This window comes from Clostridium sp. TJA020 (assembly GCF_058310295.1).
Genome location: NZ_JBZEFC010000002.1, coordinates 339,939 through 363,338 on the forward strand (window position 1 = coordinate 339,939; position 23,400 = coordinate 363,338).

The following is a 23,400-nucleotide window of genomic DNA, read 5'->3' on the forward strand; positions in this document are numbered from 1 at the left end:
AAACTTAAAATAAAAAATAACTTTCATTTAAGAGACTTCCACCTATTATTTTATTTATATTTTTCCTCTCTAATATTTTTAGCAACTTACATGCCATTTCATATTGTTTTTTATTCTCTATCTTATTTAAAAATAATATTTTTTCTCCAACACTATTTTTAAATAATCCATTTTTACTTGAAATAACATTTGCTATAGCCTCAGGAGTTATTTCCTCTCCTTCTGATATAAGAGATATTTTTGAAAACTTTTCTATTCTATGAATTATATCCTCTTTAGCAATTTTCCCTATAATATCTATAGGTATTATTCCTACTGTTTTATTTGTTCTCTTACTTATTACTGGTTCAGTTTCATTCCAACCTTTTAATGGCTTTCTCTTTGAACCATCACTCTCTATTAATAAATAATCAAATCCATATACATTTTCATTTATTAATTCTACATTTGTATGAAATTTGTTTTCAGAAACAATTTCTCCAATTAAAAAATTTATACCTTTTTCTAAATTAATATTTTTAGATTCATTTAAAAATATAATATTAAATTTTTCATCTTCTTTTGGGATAAACATTTTAGTAGAGGTAGTTATAATAACTTTTTTATTAGATAACTCTTTAGATAATTTGTACATAAATGTCGTCTTTCCACCAGATCCAACAACAGAAACTATATCACCATTTTTTAAATCAATTAAGTCAAATAAATTTTTCATAAATTCCTCCAAAGTCCCTTGGTTTAATTATACAATTTATTTAAATTTTTTCAAATTTTTATATATAAAAAATCGTCTATAAATTATTATTAATTTATAGACGATTAATTTCTTAATAACATAAAATTTTTAAATTTACTATTTTACATCAGTTGTTAAATTACCTTCACCATATACACTTTCCCAATCTTTAATAAATTGTTCAACACTCCAATCAGTTAATGGATGCTCTAACATTTTATCCATTATTTCTGGATTTACAGTTACTGAATGAACCCCATATTTGCTTAATTCATGGACTTGTTGAACATTTTTAAATGATGCTGCCAAAACTTTGCAATCTAAGCTATAAAGTTTTAATTCATCAATAATATCCTTTACTACTTGTACACCATTTCCACTTATATTATCAATTCTATTTACATATGGAGCAACAAACTTAGCACCACTTACTGCAGCCATTAATGCTTGCTGAGCTGTAAATATTGCAGTAGCTGTTATATTTATCCCATCTTTACTTAAAACTTTAATTGCTTTAATTCCTTCTTTAGTTACAGGAATTTTAATATAAAGATTTCCCCCTATAGTTTTATTTAAATATTTAGCTTCTCTTACCATTTCTTCTGAAGTCTTACCTAAAACTTGTACATGTAACATTGTATCTTTATCAATTATTTCTCTTATATCTTTTAAAAGTCTTAAAAATTTTTTATTCTCCTTTGATATTATTGTTGGATTTGTTGTTACTCCTGTTATTGGATATAAATCAAAAGCTCTCTTTATATCAGCTATATTTGCAGTATCTAACATGTATATCATAATTATTTCTCCCCTTTTAATATATAAATTTTGCACTTTAAAATATTTTTATTTAATTAAATTTATAATGCTTCTTCTGTTCTTGATATTATGTCTTCTTGAGTTGTAGGATCTAATGTAACAAACTGTGCACAATACCCTGCAACTCTAACTATTACATCTCTGTATTTTTCTGGGTCCTTTTGTGCTGCTCTTAATGTTTCAGTTGAAATTATATTAAATTGTATATGCCATCCCTTCATTGCTACAAAAGATTTTATTAAAGCTACAAACTTTTCAAATTGAGCATCTCCTTTTAATAATTCTGGTGAAAACTTTTGATTTAATAATTGTCCACCTGTCATTAATATAGTTTTAAGTTTAGTTATTGATTTTAATACAGATGTTGGTCCATTTACATCTGTTCCTTGAACTGGTGATGCTCCCTCTGCTGCTGGAGTCCATGCTTTTCTACCATCTGGAGTTGCTCCTGTTACTGTTCCCATAGGTACATTTGATGAAATTCCAGAAGTTGATAAGCCATATTTGCAACCAATTGGACCTTTTCCTTTTCTTGTTGTATCATATTTTACTATTTCATTAATATAAGTATCATAAGCTTCTTTTGCTATATTATCTACATAGTCTATATCATTACCATACTTTGGTGCTTCTAATAATATCTTTTGAATTATTTTTCCATTTTCTCCTTCAAAGTTATTATTTAAAGAACTCATAACTTCTTCCTTACTTAAATATTTATTCTCATATACTACACTCTTTAATGCAGCTAAGGAATTTGCCACATTTGCAAGTCCAACTTGAAGACCTGAAATAAAATCATATACAGAGCCACCTTCTTTTATGCTCTTAGCTCTTCCTATACAATCATCTACAAGTGATGAGCATAACATATCTGGAAATTCTTCAAGATGAGTATCAGCAAGTTTATCAAGGGCTACTGTAAGTTTTGTATAATATTTAATATTTTTATTCCAAGCTTCCCAAAGTTCATTATAAGTATTAAAGTTTGTAAGATTACCATTTCCAGTTAAAAGAGTTTTTCCTGTTCTCTTATCAAAACCATCATTTAATGTAAGTTCTAAAGCTTTTATCATATTTAAAAATGTCATTCCTGTACATCTATATCCCCATTTACCTGGAACTGCTACTTCAACACAACCAACCATTGTGTAATTATAAGCATCTTTATAACTTACACCCTTATTTAAAAGTGCAGGTACTATTATTTCATCTGTATGCAGTGCAGGCATCCCAAAACCTGTTCTTATTACATTTGCACATTCTCTTATAAATTTTTCTTGACTATTTGAATGTAATCTTGCTGAAAGATTTGGTTGAGTAAGCTTTGCTTCTCCAACACTCTCTAAAATAAGATAGCTTAATTCATTAACACAATCACTTCCATCAAAGTTAGAGCCTCCAATAGTTACATTTTGATATGTTGGATATCCAGCGCCATATCCTGAGTGTGAAGTTGGTCTAACTTTTAATATTGAATAAAGTTTTATCCATAAACACTGTAATATTTCATTTGCTTCATCTCTTGTTATGATGCCTTTTTCAATATCATTTTTATAATATTTATATAAATATTGATCTAGTCTTCCAAGTGATGCAGAATGTCCATTACTTTCAATTTGAATTACTAAATGAATAAACCAAACTAATTGCACAGCCTCATAAAAACTTCTTGGTGGATTTTCTGGAACAATACTACAAACTTCTGCGATTTTGATTAATTCAAGTCTTCTTTTTTCGTTATCTTCATTTTTAGCAAGTTCCATAGCAAGATTTGCATATCTATTTGCAAATTTAATTACTGCTTCATTAGTTATAATTACACCCTCTAAAAATGCTTTTTTTCTTAATCCATCATTTTCACTTATATCTACATTTTTAAGCTTTTCCTTTGCTTCATCAATTACACCTTTTAATCCTAAATTAAGTGCCTTTTCAAAATCTGGAACTATATGTCCATCTCCTGATGTCATATTTCCTTCACCATGTATTACTTTAACTAAAATTGCATCTTCTATTTCTTTTGGTATTTCTCCATAACATTTATCTCTTAATGTTTTTCCATTCCAATAATCTACTATCTCTAATAATTCATCTATATCATCTTCATTAAGATGGAAGTTATCTCCTTCCCTTTTATCAAAATTTCCTTTTTCTTTAATTTCATCTTCCATCCATTTTGCTGCATATTCAGGAAAAATTGGAGCAGTTCTTTCATTCGAAGCCTGATTACCAACTATAAGTTCTCCATCTTTAATGTATATAGTCATATTTTTTAATATTTTTTCAACTGCCTTAGCTCTCTTTATATAAACTGGAGCATTTTCATATTCCTTATACGCCTCTGTTACATATCTAGCTCTTTCAATACAAACACTAGGTGTTTGTGATAAAACTGATTCTCTTAAAGCCTTTACTCTCTCACTTCTAATCTCATAAACTTTCATAAATTTAACCTCCTCTTATCCACCAATTACACATTTTAAGCCTTTATTTTGAACAATATTTTTTAAATGTTCTATGTCAATTTCGTTTAAGTTCTTCAATTCTTTTAATTTATAATCTCTTTGAAGTTGTCTATACTTGTCTTTTCCTAATGAATGATACGGTAATAAATGAATTTCTTTTATATCGTTTTCAATAGCTATATCTGCTGTTTTTGAAATATTTTCTTCATTATCATTTAAACCTGTAATTACAGGAATCCTAATAATTATATTATGATGAATTTTACTTAACTTTTTTAAATTATCTAATATAATTTTATTGCTTGCTCCAGTAAACTTCTTATGCATATTATCATCAGTACTTTTTATATCAAACATAACAGTATCGCAAAGATTTGCTATATTCTTTAAATCATTAAAGTCTCCAAACCCACTTGTTTCTATAGCTGTATTAATATAATTTTCCTTACACATATTTAGAAGTTCTAATACAAATTTACTATTCATCAAAACTTCCCCACCCGAAATAGTAACTCCACCACCAGATTGCTTATAAAAAATATTATCTTTATAAACTTCATCAAACACTTCTTTTACATCTCTTTCTTTTCCTACAAAATTTAAAGCAGACATTAGACATGTTTTTATACATTCGCCACATAATATACACTTATTCCTGTTTATTACTACTTTATTATTTTTAAAAATAATTGCATCATTATTGCATGAATTTATACATCTTTTACATTTTACACACTTATTTTCGTTATAATAAATATCAATTTCTTTTCTTTGAGTTTCCGGATTTGCACACCATATACATTTTAATGGACACCCTTTTAAAAAAACTACTGTTCTAATTCCAGGACCATCATGTGTAGCGTATTTTTCTATTTCACACACAACAGCTTTGTTCATATAAATCACCTCCCATTTATTATCATTTAATTTTATTTATTATCATTTATCTATATTTTATAGTTATTAATTATTAATGTCAATATATTCAATTCTTATTTATTTTCATTTATTCTCATTTTATATATAATAATAATGAGGTGAATTAAAATGTTTATGGAAGAAAGACTTAATGAAATATTAGAATTAGTAAAAAAAAATAATAAAGTCTTAGTTAAAGATTTAAGTAATAAATTTAATGTTACAGAAAGTATGATAAGAAAAGATTTAAATAAACTTGAAAAGGAAGGTTTGGTTGAAAGAACTTATGGTGGTGCTATACTTCCAAGAAATTTAGCTGAAAGCACAAATATTTCTAATAGACTTATAAATAATATAGATACAAAAAAAATTATAGCCAATAAAGCTTTTGAAAATATAAAAGATAATGATACTATATTTTTAGATATATCAAGTACAAACTACTTACTTGCTGAATTATTATCTAAAAGTTCAAAAAAAATAACATTAGTTACTAATATGGTTGAAATAACTTCTCTTTTTAATAATCCTGAACTTAAAATAGATGTTATTTGTATAGGCGGTATGTATAACAAAAAACTTGGAGGCGTTGTTGGTTCTGAAGCTATACAAGGTATCTCTAAATATAGGTTTAATAAAGCATTTATAGGAAGTTGTGGAATAAACATTTTTGATAAAAGTATAAGCAACTTTGATTTAGAAGAAGGTAACACTAAGAAAGCAATAATTGAAGCATCAAATAAAACTTATCTTCTAATAGAAAATAGAAAATTTAATTTTGATGGAACTTATAAATTTGGAACTCTATCTGATATAAATTATATAATTACAGAAAATACGCCTGATAGTAAAATATTAAAAATTATAAATAAATTAAGTATAAATATTATATAAATAACTTAGTTATTTAATATATAAGTTTATTTTTTATTAAAACTATCTATATATTTTTAAATTTAATAAGGATATATTTAATTAAATATATCCTTATACACTATTATCTATTATCTATTTTTTCTGGGTAAAGATCATGGTTTACTAATCTATTGTAAGCAACCTGTTCCCATTTGGTGCCTTTCTTACCGTAATTGCAATAAGGATCTATTGATATACCGCCTCTTGGAGTAAATTTTCCCCAAACTTCTATATATTTAGGATCCATTACTTTAATTAAATCTTTCATTATTATGTTAATACAATCTTCATGAAAATCTCCATGATTTCTAAAACTAAATAAATATAATTTTAAAGACTTACTTTCTACCATATTTATATTTGGTACATATGATATATATATTGTTGCAAAGTCAGGTTGTCCAGTTATTGGGCAAAGACTTGTAAACTCTGGAAAGTTAAATTTTACAAAATAATCATTATCTTTATGTTTATTTTCAAAAACTTCTAAAACCTCTGGTGTATATGAAAATTCATAATTTGTATTTTTATTTCCAAGTAGTGTTAATCCTTCATTTTCTCTATTTAAATTTTGCATAACAAAAAATCCCCCATTATTTAAATTTATTTTTAAACTTTATATAACCATTTTTCCTTAATGTACATGATGGACAATGACCACATCCATTTCCTATTATTCCGTTATAACAAGTTAAGGTTTCATTTTTAACTATATCTAAAACACCTAAATCATCCGCTAATTTCCAAGTTTCTGCTTTATCTATCCACATAAGTGGTGTTATTATTTCAAATTGATAGTCCATTGATAAATTCAATGTAACATTTAATGATTTTATAAACACATCTCTACAATCTGGATAACCACTAAAATCACTTTGTGAAACACCTGTAATTATATTATTTATTCCTCTTTGCTTTGCAAATATTGCAACAAAACTTAGAAACAAAAGGTTTCTTCCATCTACAAAGCTATTTGGAACTGTATCTTTCTTCGCCTCTTTATCAACTTCTATATCTACTCTAGTTAATGAATTTGGAGCTAATTGATTTAACAAATTTAAATCTAATATATAATGTTCCACATTATACTTTTTACAAATATTTTTTGCACATTCAAGTTCAAGGTTATGTCTTTGACCATAGTCAAAAGATACTGCAATTACATTTTTATATTTTTTCTTTGCCCAAAATAAACAAGTTGTACTATCTTGTCCACCACTAAAAACTACTATTGCTTCTTCCTTATTCATTACTAAAATCCACCTTTCATATTTAACAATAACTCTTGTCTTAAAAGTATATTTTCTTTAAATTTTCCTTTATAAATACTTGTTTTAGTACATGATCCATTCTTTTTAATTCCTCTAGTTGTCATACAGGAATGTTCCCCTTCTATAATAACTGCTATATCAGAACTTTCAGTTATAATTTCTATAATTTCTGCTATATCTTTACCTATTTTTTCTTGAAGTTGCAATCTTCTGCCTACCATATCTGCAATTCTAGCTATTTTGCTAAGTCCTATTACTTTTCCATTAGGAATATATGCAACTGTAACTTTCATGTTATACATTAAAGCTAAATGATGTTCACAATAACTAAATATAGGTATATCTTTAACTATAACCATTTCGTCACTATATGATATTTCAAAACTTTCATTAAAACATTTATTAAACATTTCTGCTATTTCTTTATTGGAATAATTATTACCTTCTAAAACTTCCTTTAACATATTTACATATCTTTTTGGAGTTTCAATTAATCCCTCTCTATTTGGATTTTCTCCAATTAATTCTAAAAGTTCTCTAACTAACTCTATTGCTCTTTCTTCCTTTTCCTTTGAATTCCAAATATTCATTTTCTTAAACTCCCTTTTTCATAGGATTCCATATTATTTTATGCATTTGTAATTGAAGTCTTATTCCATTTAATTTTCTTAATTTCAAATAATTCACTATATCTTCAAGATTAATTTCATTAAATACTGCACTAACAAATACATTAATATTTCTATCTTCTAAATTTTTTTCCTTATATATTTTTTCCATAGTTTTTAAATCTTCTAAATTAGAAACAACAAATTTTACACAATCTATATTTCTTACAACCTCAAAATTTTCTAATATCATTTTATTTTCCATATTACTTGAAGGGCTTTTGTAATCAACTATATAAGATACAGTTGGAAATTCTTCTATATACTCCTTAATATTTATAGAACCATTAGTTTCTACACTTACATTAAATCCATTTTCTATTAATTTTTTTAATAAGCAACTAGCATTTTCTTTATGTAAAAGTGGCTCTCCACCTGTTAATGTTACATTTTTTATATTAAAATCAAGCTTATTTAAAATCTCATTTACATTCATTTCTACACCATCTGATTCATTTTGTGCATAACAAGTATCACAATATGAACATCTTAAATTACATTCAGAAAGTCTTATAAAATTAGTGATAAAACCAGCTCTATTTGCTTCTCCATCTATACTTTGAAAAATTTCAACTACTTTCATTAATTACACTCCCTATATGTTGCTTTATTATTTGGTGTTTCATATACAGTTATATAATCAATTTTAAAATTTTTATTTTTAATTACTTTTGAAAGCTCATTTTCAAGTTCACAAAAAAATAATTTACACATATTTTCTGCTGTTGATCTAACAGAAATATTAACTATTTTAAAATTCATCCTTCTACATGCATCTATAAAAATTCTTTCTTCATTTGTTACATTTTCATCAGTAAAAATTAAAGCATGATCATAATTTTTAAAATACTCTTTTATTATATTTTTAATATCAGAAAAATCTATTATCATTCCTTTAGAGCTACCACTCTCTATTAGATTTTCTGCTTTTAGTCCATACTTTACCCTCCAACGATGCCCATGTAAATTTTTACATTTACCAGAATGTCCTTTTAAAAAATGACTTGAATCAAAACTTTCTTCTCCTTCTAAAAAATAACTCATAAAATTTTCTCCTTATTTAATTATTTAACTAAATAAGACATTTCTAAATCTGTATTTTATTAATACATTATAAAATTCATTTTATAAACTAAAACATTAAATCAATAATTATAGCCATATAATTAATTTAATATTTTTTGCATAAAAAAAAGGGCATAAACTGCCCTAATAAACAAATAAAATATATATATAATATATTATAATCCTAGTTTTGTTTATAGACAGGATGGTTTCGAACTGTCTTATTAAGTTATTTTTGCCATAATATAATTTTAATTCAAAAATTTATTATAATCAACCCAAATTGTTTTATATCAAATTTAAAATATTTTAAATAATATATATTAATTCTAAAACATGGAGGCTTAAATATGGATTTAGGTTTTTTGCAAAATTATTGCATTCCTACTATAGTTGGAATTTGTTTATGCATTGGCTATGTAATTAAAAGTAGCTTAGATTTTATTCCTAATAAATATATCCCATTAATTATGCTAATACTTGGTTTATCATTAAATATCTTTATAAACAAATCAATTACTTTAGATATAATTCTTGCTGGTATGTTTTCTGGACTTGCAAGTACAGGAGTCCATCAAATGTTTAAAAACCTTATAAATGAATCTAATTATACCAATAGTGAAAATAATAAAAAATAAAAAGGACATTAAAAATGTCCTTTTTATTTTATGCGTAAACTAAATCTATATTTATCTTATAAAAGCAATTCCATAAGATTGTACTTGCTTTCCTTTATGTCTCTTTTCTTATTTACATCACATATATCAACACTTATCATATTATTGTCTTGAATTCCTACTGCTTTTCCAGATTCATTTTTTCTAAGAAGCTCTACAGCATGAATACCCATTCTTGATGCTAAAACTCTATCAAAAGCAGATGGATTTCCACCTCTTTGTATAAATCCTAAAACCGTGTTTCTTACTCCAATATTTAATGTTTCTTCTAAATATCTTTGAAGATCTTCTATATTATACATTCTTTCAGTTATTATTATAATACTGTCTTGCTTTCCTTTTTCTATATTCTTTTTAAGCTTTTGTGCAATTTCTTCAAAACTTAATTTTCTCTCTGGTGTTGATATTATATCGCCACCACCAGCCATTGCTGAATATAGAGCTAAATCTCCACAGTATCTCCCCATAACCTCAACTATTGTTGGCTTTTCATGTGATGCATCTGTATCTTTTATCTTACTTATACATTCTAATACTGTATTTAAAGTTGTATCAAAACCAATACAATAATCTGTATACTCTAAATCATTATCGATAGTTCCAGGAATTCCAATAACCTTTACACCTAATTCATGTAATTTATTTGCTCCTTGAAAAGAACCATCTCCACCAATTACAATTACAGCATCTATATTATATTTTTTTAAATTTTCTATTGCTTTCATTCTTCCTTCTACTGTCGTAAATTCTGGACATCTAGATGTTTTTAGTATAGTTCCTCCTGCTTCTGAAATATAATCTACATCAAATTCACCAATCTTTTTAATTTCTTCATTTAAAAGACCTGTATAACCTCTCTTTATTCCAAAAGTCTCAATACCATAGTTATTAGAAACCTTTACTATAGCACGAATAACTGCATTCATTCCTGGAGCATCTCCACCGCTTGTTAAAATTCCAATCTTCATAAATTTCTCCTCTGTATATCCATAATTTTGCTAATGTAATTGTATACACTTATATTATTATAATAATACTTTTTTGCAAAATTATAAATAGTTAACCGGTAAATTTATAAAAATTTTTCATTTTTAAAACTTTAATATGATATTTCTTCAATTTAATTAAATTAACTTTACCATAAAAATTTATAAAGCTTTATTTAATATTTCTCTTGATACTTCTAATGTTACATCTCCATTTTCTCCTAAGTTTGTAAGTCCATGTTTTTGTAATGAATTTATTACTTCATCAATATTTTTTTCATCTAAACCATAATCTGAAAGCTTTGTTTTAACTCCTAAACTTTCAAAAAATTCTCTTGTCTTACTTATAGCCATTTCAATTCTACTATCTTCATCCCCATCTTTTATGTTAAATACACGATCTGCATACTGCAATAACTTTTCCTTCTTTTCCTTCTTTCTTACACTCCATGATGCTGGTTGAACTATTGCTAAAGTTTTCCCATGATCTATTCCATATAAAGCTGTAAGTTCATGTCCTATCATATGAGTGCTCCAATCTTCTGGAACCCCCATAGCTATTAAACCATTTAGTCCCATTGTTGCACATAAAACAAGATTTGCTCTTAAATCATAATCATTTGGATTTTCAATTGTATCTTTACCGATTTCAATTAAAGTTTTAAGTATTCCTTCTGCTGTTCTATCTTGAAATCTTGCATCAACTGGATATGTTACATATTGTTCAACAACATGAATAAATGTATCAACTACCCCATTTGCAACTTGAGTTTTTGGTAAAGTAAATGTGATTTCAGGCTCTAATATTGAAAACTTAGGGAAAACTAAAGGATTTCCAATTACAAATTTTCCTTTATCATATGTTATAACTCCACCACTATTCATTTCTGAGCCTGTTGCTGGTAAAGTTAGTACAACTCCTATAGGTAAAGCTTTTTTGATTTTTCCTGATACTTCCCTTAATAAAACATCAGTTAAATCTCCATCATAATTGCAAGCTAATGATATAAACTTAGTTCCATCAATAACAGAACCTCCACCTACAGCAAGTAAAAAATCTATTTTTTCTTTCTTAATTAAATCTACTGCCTTTATTAATGTTTCGTATTTTGGATTTGGTTCAATTCCTGAAAACTCAAATACACTTCTATCTCCTAAAGCTTCTTTTACCCTTTCTAAAGTTCCAAACCTTTTAACACTTCCACCACCATAAAGAATTAATACTCTTGAATCATTTGGCACAAGACTACTTAGCTCCTTTATTCTATCCTTTCCAAATACTATATGAGTTGGATTGTAAAAATCAAAATTATTCATACTCCTCATTCCTTTCATACATAAAATTTAAGTTTCTAAAATAGAATTTATATTTTTGCATTTTATATATTAGCCTACAAATTCTTTAAACCAATAATTAATAATAACTTAAATACATTTAAATTTAATTATTATTGATAAGTAAATAAAACATATAAATAATTCTATTAATTAAAGTTTACTATAAACTAATGAAATATTTATAATATTAAGAAAAACTTATAGTTAACATAAATAAAACAGAATTATTATATTAAAGGTATCTCATTAAACCTTAAATAAAAAACCAATTAATTTATCATTAATTGGTTTTTTATTTTTTATAACGCTTCTATTAATATTTCTCTTACTATATTAGGTGTTAAATCTCCTGTTTCTGATAAATTAGTTAGTCCTTGTTTCTTTAATGAATCAACTACTAATTCAATTTGTTCCTTATTTATATTATAATTTGAAAGTTTAGTAGTTATATCAAGACTTTCAAAAAACTCTCTTGTTTTTTGTATAGCCATATCAGCTTTATAATCATCATTACCTTCTGTAATATTAAATATTCTTTCTGCATATTGTACTAATTTTGCTTTCTTTTTATCTTTTCTTACAGTCCATAATGCTGGTAAAACTACTGCTAAAGTTTTTGCATGGTCAATTTCAAATAAAGCAGTAAGTGCATGACCAATCTTATGAGTACTCCAATCTCCTGGAACTCCCATCTTAAGCAATCCATTTAATGCCATAGTTGCGCATAGCATAAGATTTGCCCTTAAGTCATAATTTTCTGGTTCATCAATAGTTTTTCTTCCTATTTCAATTAAGCTTAAAAGTATCCCCTCAGCCATTCTATCTTGAAATTTTGCATCAACTGGATATGTTAAATATTGTTCAAGAACATGAACATATGTGTCAACAACACCATTTGCAACTTGAGTTTTTGGTAAAGTAAATGTTATTTCTGGTTCTAATACTGAGAACTTTGGAAATACTAAAGGACTATAAACACTATATTTTCCCTTATCATATGTTATAACAGCACCACTATTCATCTCTGAACCTGTTGCAGGTAATGTTAATACAACTCCTATTGGAAGTGCTACTTTTATATTTTCTAAAGTAAAGTTTGGTATTAATAAATCAGTTAAATTTCCATCATAATGTGATGCTAATGATATAAACTTAGTTCCATCTATAACAGAGCCTCCACCTACTGCAAGTAAAAAATCTATCTTTTCTTTCTTAATTAAATCTACTGCCTTTATTAATGTTTCATATTTTGGATTTGGTTCAATTCCTGAAAATTCAAATACAATTCTATCTCCTAAAGCTTCTTTTACTTTATCTAATGTTCCAAATTTTTTAACGCTTCCACCACCATAAAGAATTAATACTCTTGAATCTGTTGGTACAAGATTATTTATATCCTTTATTCTATCTTTACCAAATACTATATGAGTTGGATTATAAAAATCAAAGTTATTCATAACTTTTCCTCCTTTATATTTTATTTAAAATCTATATAAATATTTTAATGTCTATCCTTTATTTTTCCTTCATACATATTTAATTTAGCATCAATTCTATTTAAATATTCTCTTAATTCTTTTATTTGATTCTCTATCTTTTCTCTATGCTTTTCTATAAGTTTTTTTCTTTCTTCTAATGTATGGTCTCCTTCTTCATAAAGAGCTACTACATTTTTTATATCATCAATTGACATATTTGTATCTCTAAAACACTTTACTATGTTTACCCAGTTTAAATCTTCTTCACTAAATATTCTAATTCCATTTTTATTTCTTTTTATATTTGGTATTAGCTTTTCTTTTTCATAAAATCTTATAGTATACTCACTTAATCCTGTTATTTTTGAAATTTGTCCTATAGTATATTCCATCTTTATACTCCAATTTTTATATTGCATAATTTTTATAAATTATATTGTATTACTTAGAGTTTACTCTAAGTCAATAAGTTTATGTATTAATATTTTTTTAATTAGTAAAAATACCAATTCATTTCTAAATAAAAAATAATATAAATAAACTAAAATTAGAATATAATTGTTAAACAAGAAAGGAGAGTACTGAAATAATCAATACTCTCCTTTTCTCTATTTATTCAATATAAATTTACTTATATATCTACCGCTATTTAATCCTAATTCTGCTGAAAATTTTAAAAAAAGTATAGTTGCTATACCTGCAAATATTCCCGTAATTAGTCTTCTAAAATTATTGCTTATCCATTTTCCTTTTAGCTGTCCTACTCCATCAATTAAAAGAGGAGTTATTAATAATACTATAATAGCAAAATTACTTTTACCAACTATAATCAAATATATAATTCCTATTAAATATCCTAAAAGTATTCCCGTACATCTTGCACATATTGGAAACTGCTTACCTTTGAAAAAAAATGATCTTTCCGGTAGTCTATGACAAAAAAACATATAATGAAGTATTTTTTCCATATGTATTATAACTCACTTGCTATTCCAAGCATAAAGAATAAAATATAAATTATTACCCAAACAATTATTCCACCTATCATCCATTTACAAATAAGTTTTGCTGAATTTGGCTTCTCATCCTTCCATAAAAAATATAATATTAATCCTACAACTGGAAAACAACAAGAAACTGCTCCTGCTAAGTTTGAAGGATTATCAATTTTTTTATCATCCTCATTATTAACTTTTACTCCACAGTGTACACATACATAAGCATTATCATCGATTTCCTTACCACAATTCTTACAGTACATAATTTTCCCCCTAATATAAAAAAGTCTATTTAATTATAATATCAAATTTAATACTTTTTAGTAGTTGTTAGTAATTTTTACCTTTTATTAACTTTATTAATATAACTTTAATAAATAAAATTAATAATTGTATTATTAAAGTTATATTAAAGTAGTTTTAATGTATATTTTTTATTACCTTTGCTATACAAACTTAAAATAAATAAAATAGACTGTCTAATTTTTAGACAGTCTATTCCATTCAAACTATTTCATTAATTTACATATATCATTTGTAAATTCTACTGGATCTTGGATGCTTAATCCTTCTACAAGTAATGCTTGATTATATAAAAGATTTGTATAAAGATTAAACTTCTCTTTATCATTTGAAAAAGCATCTTTTAATGAAGAAAATACTTCATGATCTATATTTACTTCTAATATCTTATCAGCTTTAACTTCACCATTATTTGGCATTTGACTTAATATTTTTTCCATCTCTATTGAAAGTTCACCTTCACTTGATAAACATACTGGATAATTTTTAAGTCTACTTGAAGCTTTAACTTCTTTTATTTTTCCATTTAAAGTTTCTTTCATAGCTTCAAATATATCTTTATTTTCTTCATTTGCCTTTTCATTATCTTTTTCTGATTCTATTCCTAAATCTCCACTTGATACTGACTTAAATTCTTTTTCGTTATAGTTCATAAGCATCTTAATTGCAAATTCATCTATATCCTCAGTGAAATAAAGAATTTCATATCCTTTATCTAATACCATTTCTGTTTGTGGCATTTTTTCTATTCTTTCATTTGATTCACCAACTGCATAGTAAATATATTTTTGATCTTCTGACATTCTATCTAAATATTCAGCTAATGTTACCATTTTCTTTTCTTTTGATGAATAGAACATTAATAAATCTTTTAATGTATCCTTATTTGCTCCAAACTCATCATAAACACCATATTTTAATTGTCTTCCAAATGATTTATAGAATTTTTCATAAGATTCTCTATCATTCTTAAGCATATTTTCTAATTCATTTTTAATTTTATTTTTAATATTTTTAGCAATACGTCTTAATTGTCTATCATGTTGAAGTAATTCTCTTGATATATTAAGTGATAAATCTTGTGAATCAACTATACCTTTTACAAATCCAAAATAATCTGGTAATAAATCAGAACATTTTTCCATTATTAATACACCATTTGAATATAACTCTAATCCTTTTTCATATTCTTTTGTGTAATAATCATATGGTATATTTTCTGGAATATAAAGTATTGCATTATAACTTATCATACCATCAACACTTATATGAATATGTTTTAATGGTTTATCAAATCCAAATCTTTTTTCAAAATAAAAATTGTTGTAATCTTCATCTGTAAGTTCATTTTTATTTCTTCTCCAAATAGGAACCATACTATTTATTGTTTCTTCTTCTTTGTATTCTTCATATTCATTTTCTGTTCCTTCTTTAAGTTTTGATTTTGTAACATCAAGCTTTATTGGATATCTTATAAAATCTGAATACTTCTTAATTAAAGATCTTAATTTATACTCATCTAAAAACTCATCAAAATTTTCATCTTCTGTATTTTCTTTTAAATGAAGAATTATATCTGTTCCATGGCTCTCTTTTTCTGCATCTTCTATTGTATATCCATCTACTCCGTCTGATTCCCATCTATAAGCTTTTTCTTCACCAAAAGCTTTTGTTATAACAGTAACCTTATCCGCAACTAAAAATGCTGAATAAAATCCAACACCAAATTGTCCTATTATATCAAATCCATCTTTTAAATCATTTTCTTCTTTAAATTTAAGTGAACCACTCTTTGCAATAACACCAAGATTTTCATCTAATTCTTCTTTTGTCATTCCTATACCAGTATCAGATATAGTAAGAGTTCTATTTTCTTTGTTTGGAACTATTTTTATAAAATAATCATCTTTATTAAATGATAATGAATTATCACCTAATGTTTTATAATAAATTTTATCTATTGCATCACTTGCATTTGAAATTAATTCTCTTAAAAATATTTCTCTGTTAGTATAAATTGAATTAATTACTATATCTAATAATCTTTTTGATTCTGCTTTAAATTGTCTTTTTTCCAATTTAAATCTCTCCCTTCAAATTCAAAAGATATTTTTATTAGCACTCTTATAACTCGAGTGCTAATGCATAATTTATATATATCACTATTTGAAATTTATGTCAATATTAATTTTCCTTAATACTTTTTTGACCTTATTATACTTAATATTGTTGCTAATACACATATAAAACCTGTAGTTAAAAATACAATATCCATTGCATAAATAAATACATCATTTCTTCCTGGTACATAATTTGAAACTTCATAACCAATAATATGACTCATTCTATTATATAAAAGAGTTGTTGAAAGAGTTATACCAAACACCATCCCAACATTTCTAAGTAATGCATTAACACTTCCTGCTATACCAAGTTGACTTTTTTTAATTTCCTTCATAACAAGTCCATTATTAGGTGATTTAAATAAACCATTACCAAGTCCCATTATTCCACTATAAATAGCAACTTGAAATAAAGATGTATTTTCTTTTACTGTACCTAAAAGAATTAATCCTATTGATAATATTAAACAACCAATAGTTGCTATATATTTTGAATTTAACTTATCAGAAAGCTTACCACTATATGGTGAAACTATTCCTAATACTAATGGATATATCATAAGAAAAAATCCCGCATGTAAAGTTGACATTTTAAGTACATCTTGCAAATAAAATGGTAATATTATTGTTACTGAACTTAGTCCTATAAAAGTTAAGAAGTTACATAATATACTTGTTGAAAATAATTTATTTTTAAATAATTTTAAATCTAGTACTGGTGACTTAACTGTTTTTTGTAAATATAAAAATATAATAAGCCCTATTATTGAAATTAAAAATCCAAATAATATATATTTATTTGTATATCCTACAAACTCACCTTTAGTTACTGACAATATAAGTGAAACTATAAAAAATCCAAAAGCAATTGTTCCTCTAACATCAATTTTCTCTTCAATTTTAATATTATCTTTTTCTAAAACCTTGTTGGCTAATATTAAATTTATTATTCCAATAGGTACATTAATCCAAAATATAAGATCCCATCTAATTGATGCAAGTATACCTCCAATTGATGGACCTATCATTGTTCCCAAAGCAACTGCACTTGCAGATATTCCAAGAGCTTTTCCTCTACCTTCCCCTTCCTTATATATACCAGTTATTATTCCCATATTAACTGCCATTGTACAAGATGCTCCAATACCTTGTATAACTCTTGAAACAATAAGTAATACTAAATTTTTTGAAAATCCACTACAAATAGATCCAATAGTAAATACTAAAATTCCAAACTTAAAAACTTTATTTTTACCCTTTATATCTCCTATTCTTCCATTTAATAAAACTAATACTGAAATTATTAAAAGATAGCTTGTAACTACCCACTCAACCTGAGCCATTGTTACATTTAAATCACGTGCTATAAGTGGAAGTGCAACATTTACTATACTTCCATCAATACATGACATAAATGTCATTATAACAACACACATTAATATTTTTGATTTTCTACTTTCAGAAACTTCATTATCTATATTACCCATAGAACTTTACTCCTTATAATAAAATAATTTTGATTTAATTATAGAAGTAATTTATTAATAATTTGATTTATTGCTGTGTACATGATTTAAACTTTTTTATTTTTAATAATTAATTTATTTTTTCTCCACAATATGGACAATATTTAAAATCACCTTCTATTACTTTTCCACAATTCGGACATCTTTTTTCATATTGATAATAATTGTTATTATATTCTCTTTTAATCTCTTTTAAATCCCAATAAGTTACATCAACATTCTCTCCTCTTTCTATTGCTTTACCTTTTTCCTTTGGAATTTCATATACAGAATTACATCTGTTGCAAACTACATAATAGCTTTCATTCCATTTAAATAAAGGTATAAAGAAAAAGTGAAAACAGTCAAATGTTTTTATCAATTTACCCTTAGTTTTTAAATTGCATTTTTTACACTGAAGATTTTCTAAAATTTTTATTTCCTTTGACTTACTTTCTATTCCGAATATTCCTATAAAAAACATATTTCCTCCTAACTTAAATTATAAAAATATAATTATTATATATATTTTACAACTATCCAAAATTTATTTTTAAATGCAATATTTTAAATTTTTGTAACATTATACTATATATTTTAAACATTGTGTTATTATAATCATGATTAAAAACAAAGGGGGGAGTTAAATAATGAACTTTAAATCATTTATATCAAAAAATAAGAAAATTTTAGCTTTTGGTATTATATTTTTATTTTTAGGAATTATATTTGGTAATATTTCATCAGCATCTGCAGATGAAATAGCTTCAGCTCAATCTAGAAATTCTAGTATATCATCTGAAATCTCTAATAATAATTTAGCATTGCAATCTAATAATTCTAAAATATCTAAGCTAACAAATGAGATTTCTACTTTACAATCAAAAAAAGATGAAATTGAAACAAAAAAAGAAGCTGAAAAATTAAAAGCAGAAAAAGCAAAAGAAGAATTAAAAGAAAAACAAACTGCTTCGGCTGAATCTAGTACTAACATAAAAAAAAGTAGTAATAGCTCTCATAAATCTACTACTAATAATACAAGCTCTTCATCAAAAGCAAAAAATAATTCTTCAAATTATGAAGATAACAACAATAATACTGTTGGAACTACTGTTTGGATAACTGCAACTGGTAAAAAATATCATAGAACAAACCATTGTGGAAATACTAATCCAAACAACGCAAGACAAGCATCATTAAAAGAAGCACAAAGTTTAGGATTAGATGCTTGCTCTAAATGTTTTTAATTAAGGGGAGAAATTAATGAATAAATTAGTAAAAAAACTACTTACTATCGTATTAGTATTTATTTGTTTTTTTGTTGGAATTATCATAGGTTGCGGTTCAAATAAAAATAATGAACTAAAAGCTAAACTAGATAAAGAATATAGCAATAAACAAATAACTCTTTCTGATACTAATAATGAACTTTCAAATTCTAATAAAAAAATTGATGAGTTAAATAACCAAATAACTAATTTAAATAATTATATAAAAGAAAATTCTAAATAAAAATAAACTCTATAAAGGAATACTCCTTTATAGAGTTTATTTTTATTTGTGATAGTAACCAATTATTTTATATACCTATAATTTATAACGTATTTTCTTTTTCTATATTTAAAAGTTTTTGCTTCATATCAATTCCACCAGCATATCCAATTAAATTTCCATTTGATCCAATTACTCTATGACAAGGTATGACTATAAGTATTGGATTTTTATTATTAGCCATTCCTACTGCCCTTGAAGCATTTTTATTTCCAATAAAATTTGCAATTTCTTTATAACTTAATGTTTTTCCATAAGGTATTTTCATCAGAAATTTCCAAACTTTCTTTTGAAACTCTGTTCCCTTTGGATTAATTGGTAAATTAAATTTTTTTCTCTTTCCATTTAAGTACTCTTCTATTTGAATTTTTGCATCTTTTATTAATTCCGTTTCTATATTATTTGAGTTTACTTCTTTACTTTCACCAAAATAAATTTTTGTTATATAATTTTCCTCTTGAACAATAGTAATTTTTCCTAAACTTGTGTAGTAATAATAAGTATTAATCAATTATTTCCTCTCCTTTAGTGGTATTTTAGAATATTTATTTATTCCACAAATACAAACAAATTGTTCGCCTATAATACACAAATGTCCTTGACTATTTATATTCATTATATTAAACTTATTTTTATACAATTATTATACAATTAAATGTACATTTAATTGTATATTTGAAATTATCTATAGTTTTATTAAAATAAAAATTTTATAATTGGGGGAGTTTCATATGGAAGGAACTAAAGAAACTAAAAAAATTATGTGGTATAGCCTTGCTCTTATGGCATTCTCTGCTGTTTGGGGATTCGGTAATGTAGTTAATGGATTCTCAGAATTTGGTGGATTAAAGGCTATAGTATCATGGATTCTTATTTTTGCTATTTATTTTGTACCTTATGCTTTAATGGTAGGTGAACTTGGTTCTGCCTTCAAAGATTTAGGTGGTGGTGTAAGTTCATGGATCAATGAAACTATTGGACCTAGACTTGCATATTATGCTGGTTGGACTTATTGGGTTGTACATCTTCCTTATATTTCTCAAAAGCCACAAGGTGCTATTATTGCTGGTTTCTGGGCTATATTCCAAAACAACGGGGTTAGTTCTTTAAATCCAATTCTTTTACAAACACTTTGTTTAATAATATTCTTAATAGGAATATGGGTTGCATCAAGAGGTATAAAACCTTTAAAAAGAATAACAACTATTGCTGGTACATCAATGTTTGTTATGTCAATCTTATTTATACTTCTTATGATAGCAGCACCTGCTATTACTGATGCTAAATTAGTAAATATTGATTGGTCATTTAAAACATTTATGCCTACATTTGATGTTAAATACTTTACTAGTCTTTCAATATTAGTATTTGCTGTTGGAGGATGTGAAAAGATTTCACCTTATGTAAATAAAATGGACAATCCTTCAAAGGGATTCCCTAAAGGTATGATTGCTTTAGCAATTATGGTTGCGGTATGTGCTATATTAGGAACTATTTCTCTTGGTATGATGTTTAGTTCTGATAATGTACCAAAAGACTTATTAACTAATGGTGCTTATTATGCATTCCAAAAACTTGGTGAGTATTACGGAATCGGAAATACATTCGTTGTAATATATGCTATAACAAATGTTATAGGACAAATTTCAACTTTAATACTATCAATTGATGCTCCTTTACGTATTTTACTTGAAAATGCTGATGAACAATTTATTCCATCAAAATTACTTAAGAAAAATGAACATGGTGCATTTATAAATGGTAATATATTAATTACTATAATTGTATCAATATTAATTATAATTCCTGCATTTGGTATAGGAAATGTTGATGCTATAGTTAAATGGTTAGTTAAATTAAATGCTGTTTGTATGCCATTACGTTATTTATGGGTGTTTGTAGCTTATATCGCATTAAAGAAAGCTGGAGACAAGTTCCATGCAGAATATCGTTTCACAAAGAGCAAAGTTCTTGGAATAATTTTAGGAGCATGGTGCTTCTTCTTCACAGCTTTTGCTTGTATAGGTGGTATGTATTCAGAAAATACTTTCCAATTAGTATTAAATATAATAACTCCTTTCGTATTAGTAGGACTTGGTTTAATAATGCCAAAGCTTGCTGAAAGAGAAAGAAGACAAAAAGGATTAATATAATTTATAATTTATAATTATTAAAAAAGGAGCTAAATTTTAGCTCCTTCTATTATAGATATAATTTCAAAACTTAATTATTATATACTTAAATAACAAATCTTTTGTAATTAATTCACTATTTGATTTCTTATAATGAAATAACCTAAATATAAAATTAAATATTTTATACCTATATAAACCAATCCACTAAAAAACATAGTCTAATATCAATATCTATTTTTAGTAATAAAAAACTTAAATACATATTTAGATAATTTAAATGATAATTTATTAAAATAATAATTTTTAGCTCATTTTTCAGCAATTGTTGCTAAAAATTAACCATTATGTAACTAATAATATTAATATTTAATATATAGTTTAAATATAGAAATAAAAGGGGGTAATAAAAAATGAAAAATAATAATCGTAAAAGTATGCAAATAATGAAAAGAAAAAAAGCAATGAGAAGAAGAAAAATAATTTCAATTTCATTTATTGCTATATTAATTATTTGTATTCCTTTATTTTTAATTTTAAATAAAAAAAGTACTAATAATGAAGTTGTTAAAGCCGATACTAACAAAGTTACTACTGATTCATCTAATAACAACAATAATGATAATATTAATAACGAAGCAAAAGAAAAGCCTGAAGAAAAAAAATTAGATAATAGTGGATATATAGCATTAAAAGATGACCCAAATGCTGATGATGCTGAAATGGTAGCAAAAAATACAAATGATTTATTAACTGGAGCTAAACAGTACCCTGTTAGAACAGATGGTAAAAAAGTTGTTTACTTAACTTTTGATGATGGTCCTTCAACTACTAATACACCAACAGTCCTTAAAACTCTAGAAAAATATAATGTTAAAGGTACATTTTTTGTAATGGGAAAATCTCTAGCTGCAAATGATACAGCTAAGGAATTATTAAAAGAAATAGCTAAAAATGGACATGCTATTGCAAATCATAGTTATAGCCATGATTATGCTTACTTATACCCAGGTAGAACTATGAATGTACATAATATGCTAAAAGACTTTAATAAAAATGATGAACTTATGAAAAGTGTTTTAGGAAAAGACTTTTCAACTAGAGTAATAAGATTACCTGGTGGATATTGGTCATGGAAAGGTAGAGAACCTTTTAAAAAGAAAATGCAAGAACTTAATATAAGTAATATTGACTGGAACGCTCTAAATGGTGATGCTGAAGGTAAAAAGAAAAACGCACCTGAACTTGTTGAATTCTTGAAGAAAAGCGTTAATGAACTTGGCCCAAATGCAGATAGTATTGTTGTATTAATGCACGATACTTATGGAAAAGCTGAAACAGCAAAAGCTCTACCTCAAATAATTGAATATTTTAAAGATAAAGGCTTTGAATTTAGAACAATAAAATAGTCTACATAATGAAAGAGTTGCTTTAATACTTTTAAAGCAA

25 protein-coding genes are annotated in these 23,400 nt (G+C 25.6%); 6 read left to right on the forward strand and 19 right to left on the reverse strand.

The window, feature by feature from the left end; translation table 11 throughout:
- Positions 1 to 4 precede the first annotated feature (4 nt).
- From yqeC to AC4FQ1_RS05500, 4 genes are all read right to left on the reverse strand, one after another.
- Positions 5 to 715 (reverse strand): selenium cofactor biosynthesis protein YqeC, encoded by a 711-nt coding sequence (gene yqeC / locus AC4FQ1_RS05485; protein ID WP_491169160.1) that lies wholly within the window; start codon positions 713 to 715, stop codon positions 5 to 7.
- 138 nt (positions 716 to 853) lie between these two features.
- Positions 854 to 1,534: a fructose-6-phosphate aldolase gene (locus AC4FQ1_RS05490; RefSeq protein ID WP_491169161.1), complete on the reverse strand. Its 681-nt coding sequence runs from the start codon at positions 1,532 to 1,534 to the stop codon at positions 854 to 856.
- A gap of 62 nt (positions 1,535 to 1,596) precedes the next feature.
- Positions 1,597 to 4,002 (reverse strand): glycyl radical protein, encoded by a 2,406-nt coding sequence (locus tag AC4FQ1_RS05495; RefSeq protein ID WP_491169162.1) that lies wholly within the window; start codon positions 4,000 to 4,002, stop codon positions 1,597 to 1,599.
- A 15-nt stretch (positions 4,003 to 4,017) separates the two neighbouring features.
- Positions 4,018 to 4,920: a glycyl-radical enzyme activating protein gene (locus tag AC4FQ1_RS05500; protein ID WP_491169163.1), complete on the reverse strand. Its 903-nt coding sequence runs from the start codon at positions 4,918 to 4,920 to the stop codon at positions 4,018 to 4,020.
- 150 nt (positions 4,921 to 5,070) lie between these two features.
- Between AC4FQ1_RS05500 and AC4FQ1_RS05505 the strand changes: the two genes are divergently transcribed.
- Positions 5,071 to 5,835 (forward strand): DeoR/GlpR family DNA-binding transcription regulator, encoded by a 765-nt coding sequence (locus AC4FQ1_RS05505; protein WP_491169164.1) that lies wholly within the window; start codon positions 5,071 to 5,073, stop codon positions 5,833 to 5,835.
- Positions 5,836 to 5,938: 103 nt separating this feature from the next.
- Here the strand turns inward: AC4FQ1_RS05505 and queF are convergent, their stop codons facing one another.
- The 5 genes from queF to AC4FQ1_RS05530 are packed head-to-tail and all read right to left on the reverse strand — an operon-like array spanning position 5,939 to position 8,839.
- A complete protein-coding gene (gene queF / locus AC4FQ1_RS05510; protein WP_303127925.1) occupies positions 5,939 to 6,433 on the reverse strand; it encodes a preQ(1) synthase in 495 nt (164 codons plus the stop codon).
- Positions 6,434 to 6,449: 16 nt separating this feature from the next.
- Positions 6,450 to 7,106, reverse strand: coding sequence for a 7-cyano-7-deazaguanine synthase QueC (queC, locus tag AC4FQ1_RS05515; RefSeq protein ID WP_491169165.1), 657 nt, complete (start codon positions 7,104 to 7,106; stop codon positions 6,450 to 6,452).
- A gap of 2 nt (positions 7,107 to 7,108) precedes the next feature.
- Positions 7,109 to 7,717, reverse strand: a complete 609-nt coding sequence (gene folE, locus AC4FQ1_RS05520) for a GTP cyclohydrolase I FolE (RefSeq protein ID WP_491169166.1) — start codon at positions 7,715 to 7,717, stop codon at positions 7,109 to 7,111.
- A gap of 4 nt (positions 7,718 to 7,721) precedes the next feature.
- Positions 7,722 to 8,378 carry a radical SAM protein gene (locus AC4FQ1_RS05525; RefSeq protein WP_491169167.1) on the reverse strand — a complete coding sequence of 219 codons (657 nt, stop codon included), beginning with the start codon at positions 8,376 to 8,378 and terminating at the stop codon, positions 7,722 to 7,724.
- Positions 8,378 to 8,839: a 6-carboxytetrahydropterin synthase gene (locus AC4FQ1_RS05530; protein ID WP_303127936.1), complete on the reverse strand. Its 462-nt coding sequence runs from the start codon at positions 8,837 to 8,839 to the stop codon at positions 8,378 to 8,380. Before AC4FQ1_RS05530 ends, AC4FQ1_RS05525 begins: the two co-directional genes overlap by 1 nt.
- 371 nt (positions 8,840 to 9,210) lie before the next feature.
- Here AC4FQ1_RS05530 and AC4FQ1_RS05535 point away from each other — a divergent pair, with 371 nt between their 5' ends.
- On the forward strand, positions 9,211 to 9,498 hold the full coding sequence (locus AC4FQ1_RS05535; protein WP_491169168.1) for a phage holin family protein: 288 nt from the start codon (positions 9,211 to 9,213) through the stop codon (positions 9,496 to 9,498).
- Between the two features lie 56 nt (positions 9,499 to 9,554).
- Here the strand turns inward: AC4FQ1_RS05535 and pfkA are convergent, their stop codons facing one another.
- The 9 genes from pfkA to AC4FQ1_RS05580 all read right to left on the reverse strand — a co-directional run bounded on the left by pfkA (position 9,555) and on the right by AC4FQ1_RS05580 (position 18,752).
- Positions 9,555 to 10,505, reverse strand: a complete 951-nt coding sequence (gene pfkA / locus AC4FQ1_RS05540) for a 6-phosphofructokinase (RefSeq protein ID WP_303127940.1) — start codon at positions 10,503 to 10,505, stop codon at positions 9,555 to 9,557.
- 180 nt (positions 10,506 to 10,685) lie between these two features.
- Positions 10,686 to 11,858, reverse strand: coding sequence for an iron-containing alcohol dehydrogenase (locus AC4FQ1_RS05545; RefSeq protein WP_491169169.1), 1,173 nt, complete (start codon positions 11,856 to 11,858; stop codon positions 10,686 to 10,688).
- Between the two features lie 302 nt (positions 11,859 to 12,160).
- Positions 12,161 to 13,318: an iron-containing alcohol dehydrogenase gene (locus tag AC4FQ1_RS05550; protein ID WP_303127946.1), complete on the reverse strand. Its 1,158-nt coding sequence runs from the start codon at positions 13,316 to 13,318 to the stop codon at positions 12,161 to 12,163.
- A 44-nt stretch (positions 13,319 to 13,362) separates the two neighbouring features.
- Positions 13,363 to 13,731: a MerR family transcriptional regulator gene (locus AC4FQ1_RS05555; protein WP_303127952.1), complete on the reverse strand. Its 369-nt coding sequence runs from the start codon at positions 13,729 to 13,731 to the stop codon at positions 13,363 to 13,365.
- 216 nt (positions 13,732 to 13,947) lie between these two features.
- Complete coding sequence (locus AC4FQ1_RS05560) at positions 13,948 to 14,307, reverse strand: DUF2085 domain-containing protein (RefSeq protein ID WP_303127954.1); 360 nt, start codon at positions 14,305 to 14,307, stop codon at positions 13,948 to 13,950.
- A gap of 5 nt (positions 14,308 to 14,312) precedes the next feature.
- Positions 14,313 to 14,600: a zinc-ribbon domain-containing protein gene (locus AC4FQ1_RS05565; protein ID WP_303127957.1), complete on the reverse strand. Its 288-nt coding sequence runs from the start codon at positions 14,598 to 14,600 to the stop codon at positions 14,313 to 14,315.
- A gap of 246 nt (positions 14,601 to 14,846) precedes the next feature.
- Complete coding sequence (gene htpG, locus AC4FQ1_RS05570; RefSeq protein ID WP_491169170.1) at positions 14,847 to 16,718, reverse strand: molecular chaperone HtpG; 1,872 nt, start codon at positions 16,716 to 16,718, stop codon at positions 14,847 to 14,849.
- 116 nt (positions 16,719 to 16,834) lie between these two features.
- Positions 16,835 to 18,250: an MFS transporter gene (locus AC4FQ1_RS05575; protein ID WP_303127960.1), complete on the reverse strand. Its 1,416-nt coding sequence runs from the start codon at positions 18,248 to 18,250 to the stop codon at positions 16,835 to 16,837.
- Between the two features lie 109 nt (positions 18,251 to 18,359).
- Positions 18,360 to 18,752, reverse strand: coding sequence for a zinc ribbon domain-containing protein (locus tag AC4FQ1_RS05580; protein ID WP_303127962.1), 393 nt, complete (start codon positions 18,750 to 18,752; stop codon positions 18,360 to 18,362).
- Between the two features lie 166 nt (positions 18,753 to 18,918).
- Between AC4FQ1_RS05580 and AC4FQ1_RS05585 the strand changes: the two genes are divergently transcribed.
- Together AC4FQ1_RS05585 and AC4FQ1_RS05590 are read left to right on the forward strand one after the other, a co-directional pair.
- On the forward strand, positions 18,919 to 19,515 hold the full coding sequence (locus tag AC4FQ1_RS05585) for a hypothetical protein (RefSeq protein WP_303127965.1): 597 nt from the start codon (positions 18,919 to 18,921) through the stop codon (positions 19,513 to 19,515).
- Between the two features lie 16 nt (positions 19,516 to 19,531).
- Positions 19,532 to 19,780, forward strand: a complete 249-nt coding sequence (locus AC4FQ1_RS05590) for a Z-ring associated ZapG family protein (RefSeq protein WP_303127967.1) — start codon at positions 19,532 to 19,534, stop codon at positions 19,778 to 19,780.
- Between the two features lie 82 nt (positions 19,781 to 19,862).
- On the opposite strand, the gene AC4FQ1_RS05595 is transcribed toward AC4FQ1_RS05590, so the two are convergent.
- A complete protein-coding gene (locus AC4FQ1_RS05595) occupies positions 19,863 to 20,330 on the reverse strand; it encodes a methylated-DNA--[protein]-cysteine S-methyltransferase (protein ID WP_491169171.1) in 468 nt (155 codons plus the stop codon).
- Positions 20,331 to 20,550: 220 nt separating this feature from the next.
- On the opposite strand from AC4FQ1_RS05595, the gene AC4FQ1_RS05600 reads away from it, so the two are divergent.
- Both AC4FQ1_RS05600 and AC4FQ1_RS05605 read left to right on the forward strand, forming a co-directional pair.
- Positions 20,551 to 21,972: an amino acid permease gene (locus AC4FQ1_RS05600; protein ID WP_303127971.1), complete on the forward strand. Its 1,422-nt coding sequence runs from the start codon at positions 20,551 to 20,553 to the stop codon at positions 21,970 to 21,972.
- A 392-nt stretch (positions 21,973 to 22,364) separates the two neighbouring features.
- A complete protein-coding gene (locus AC4FQ1_RS05605; protein ID WP_303127973.1) occupies positions 22,365 to 23,360 on the forward strand; it encodes a polysaccharide deacetylase family protein in 996 nt (331 codons plus the stop codon).
- Positions 23,361 to 23,400: the final 40 nt, after the last annotated feature.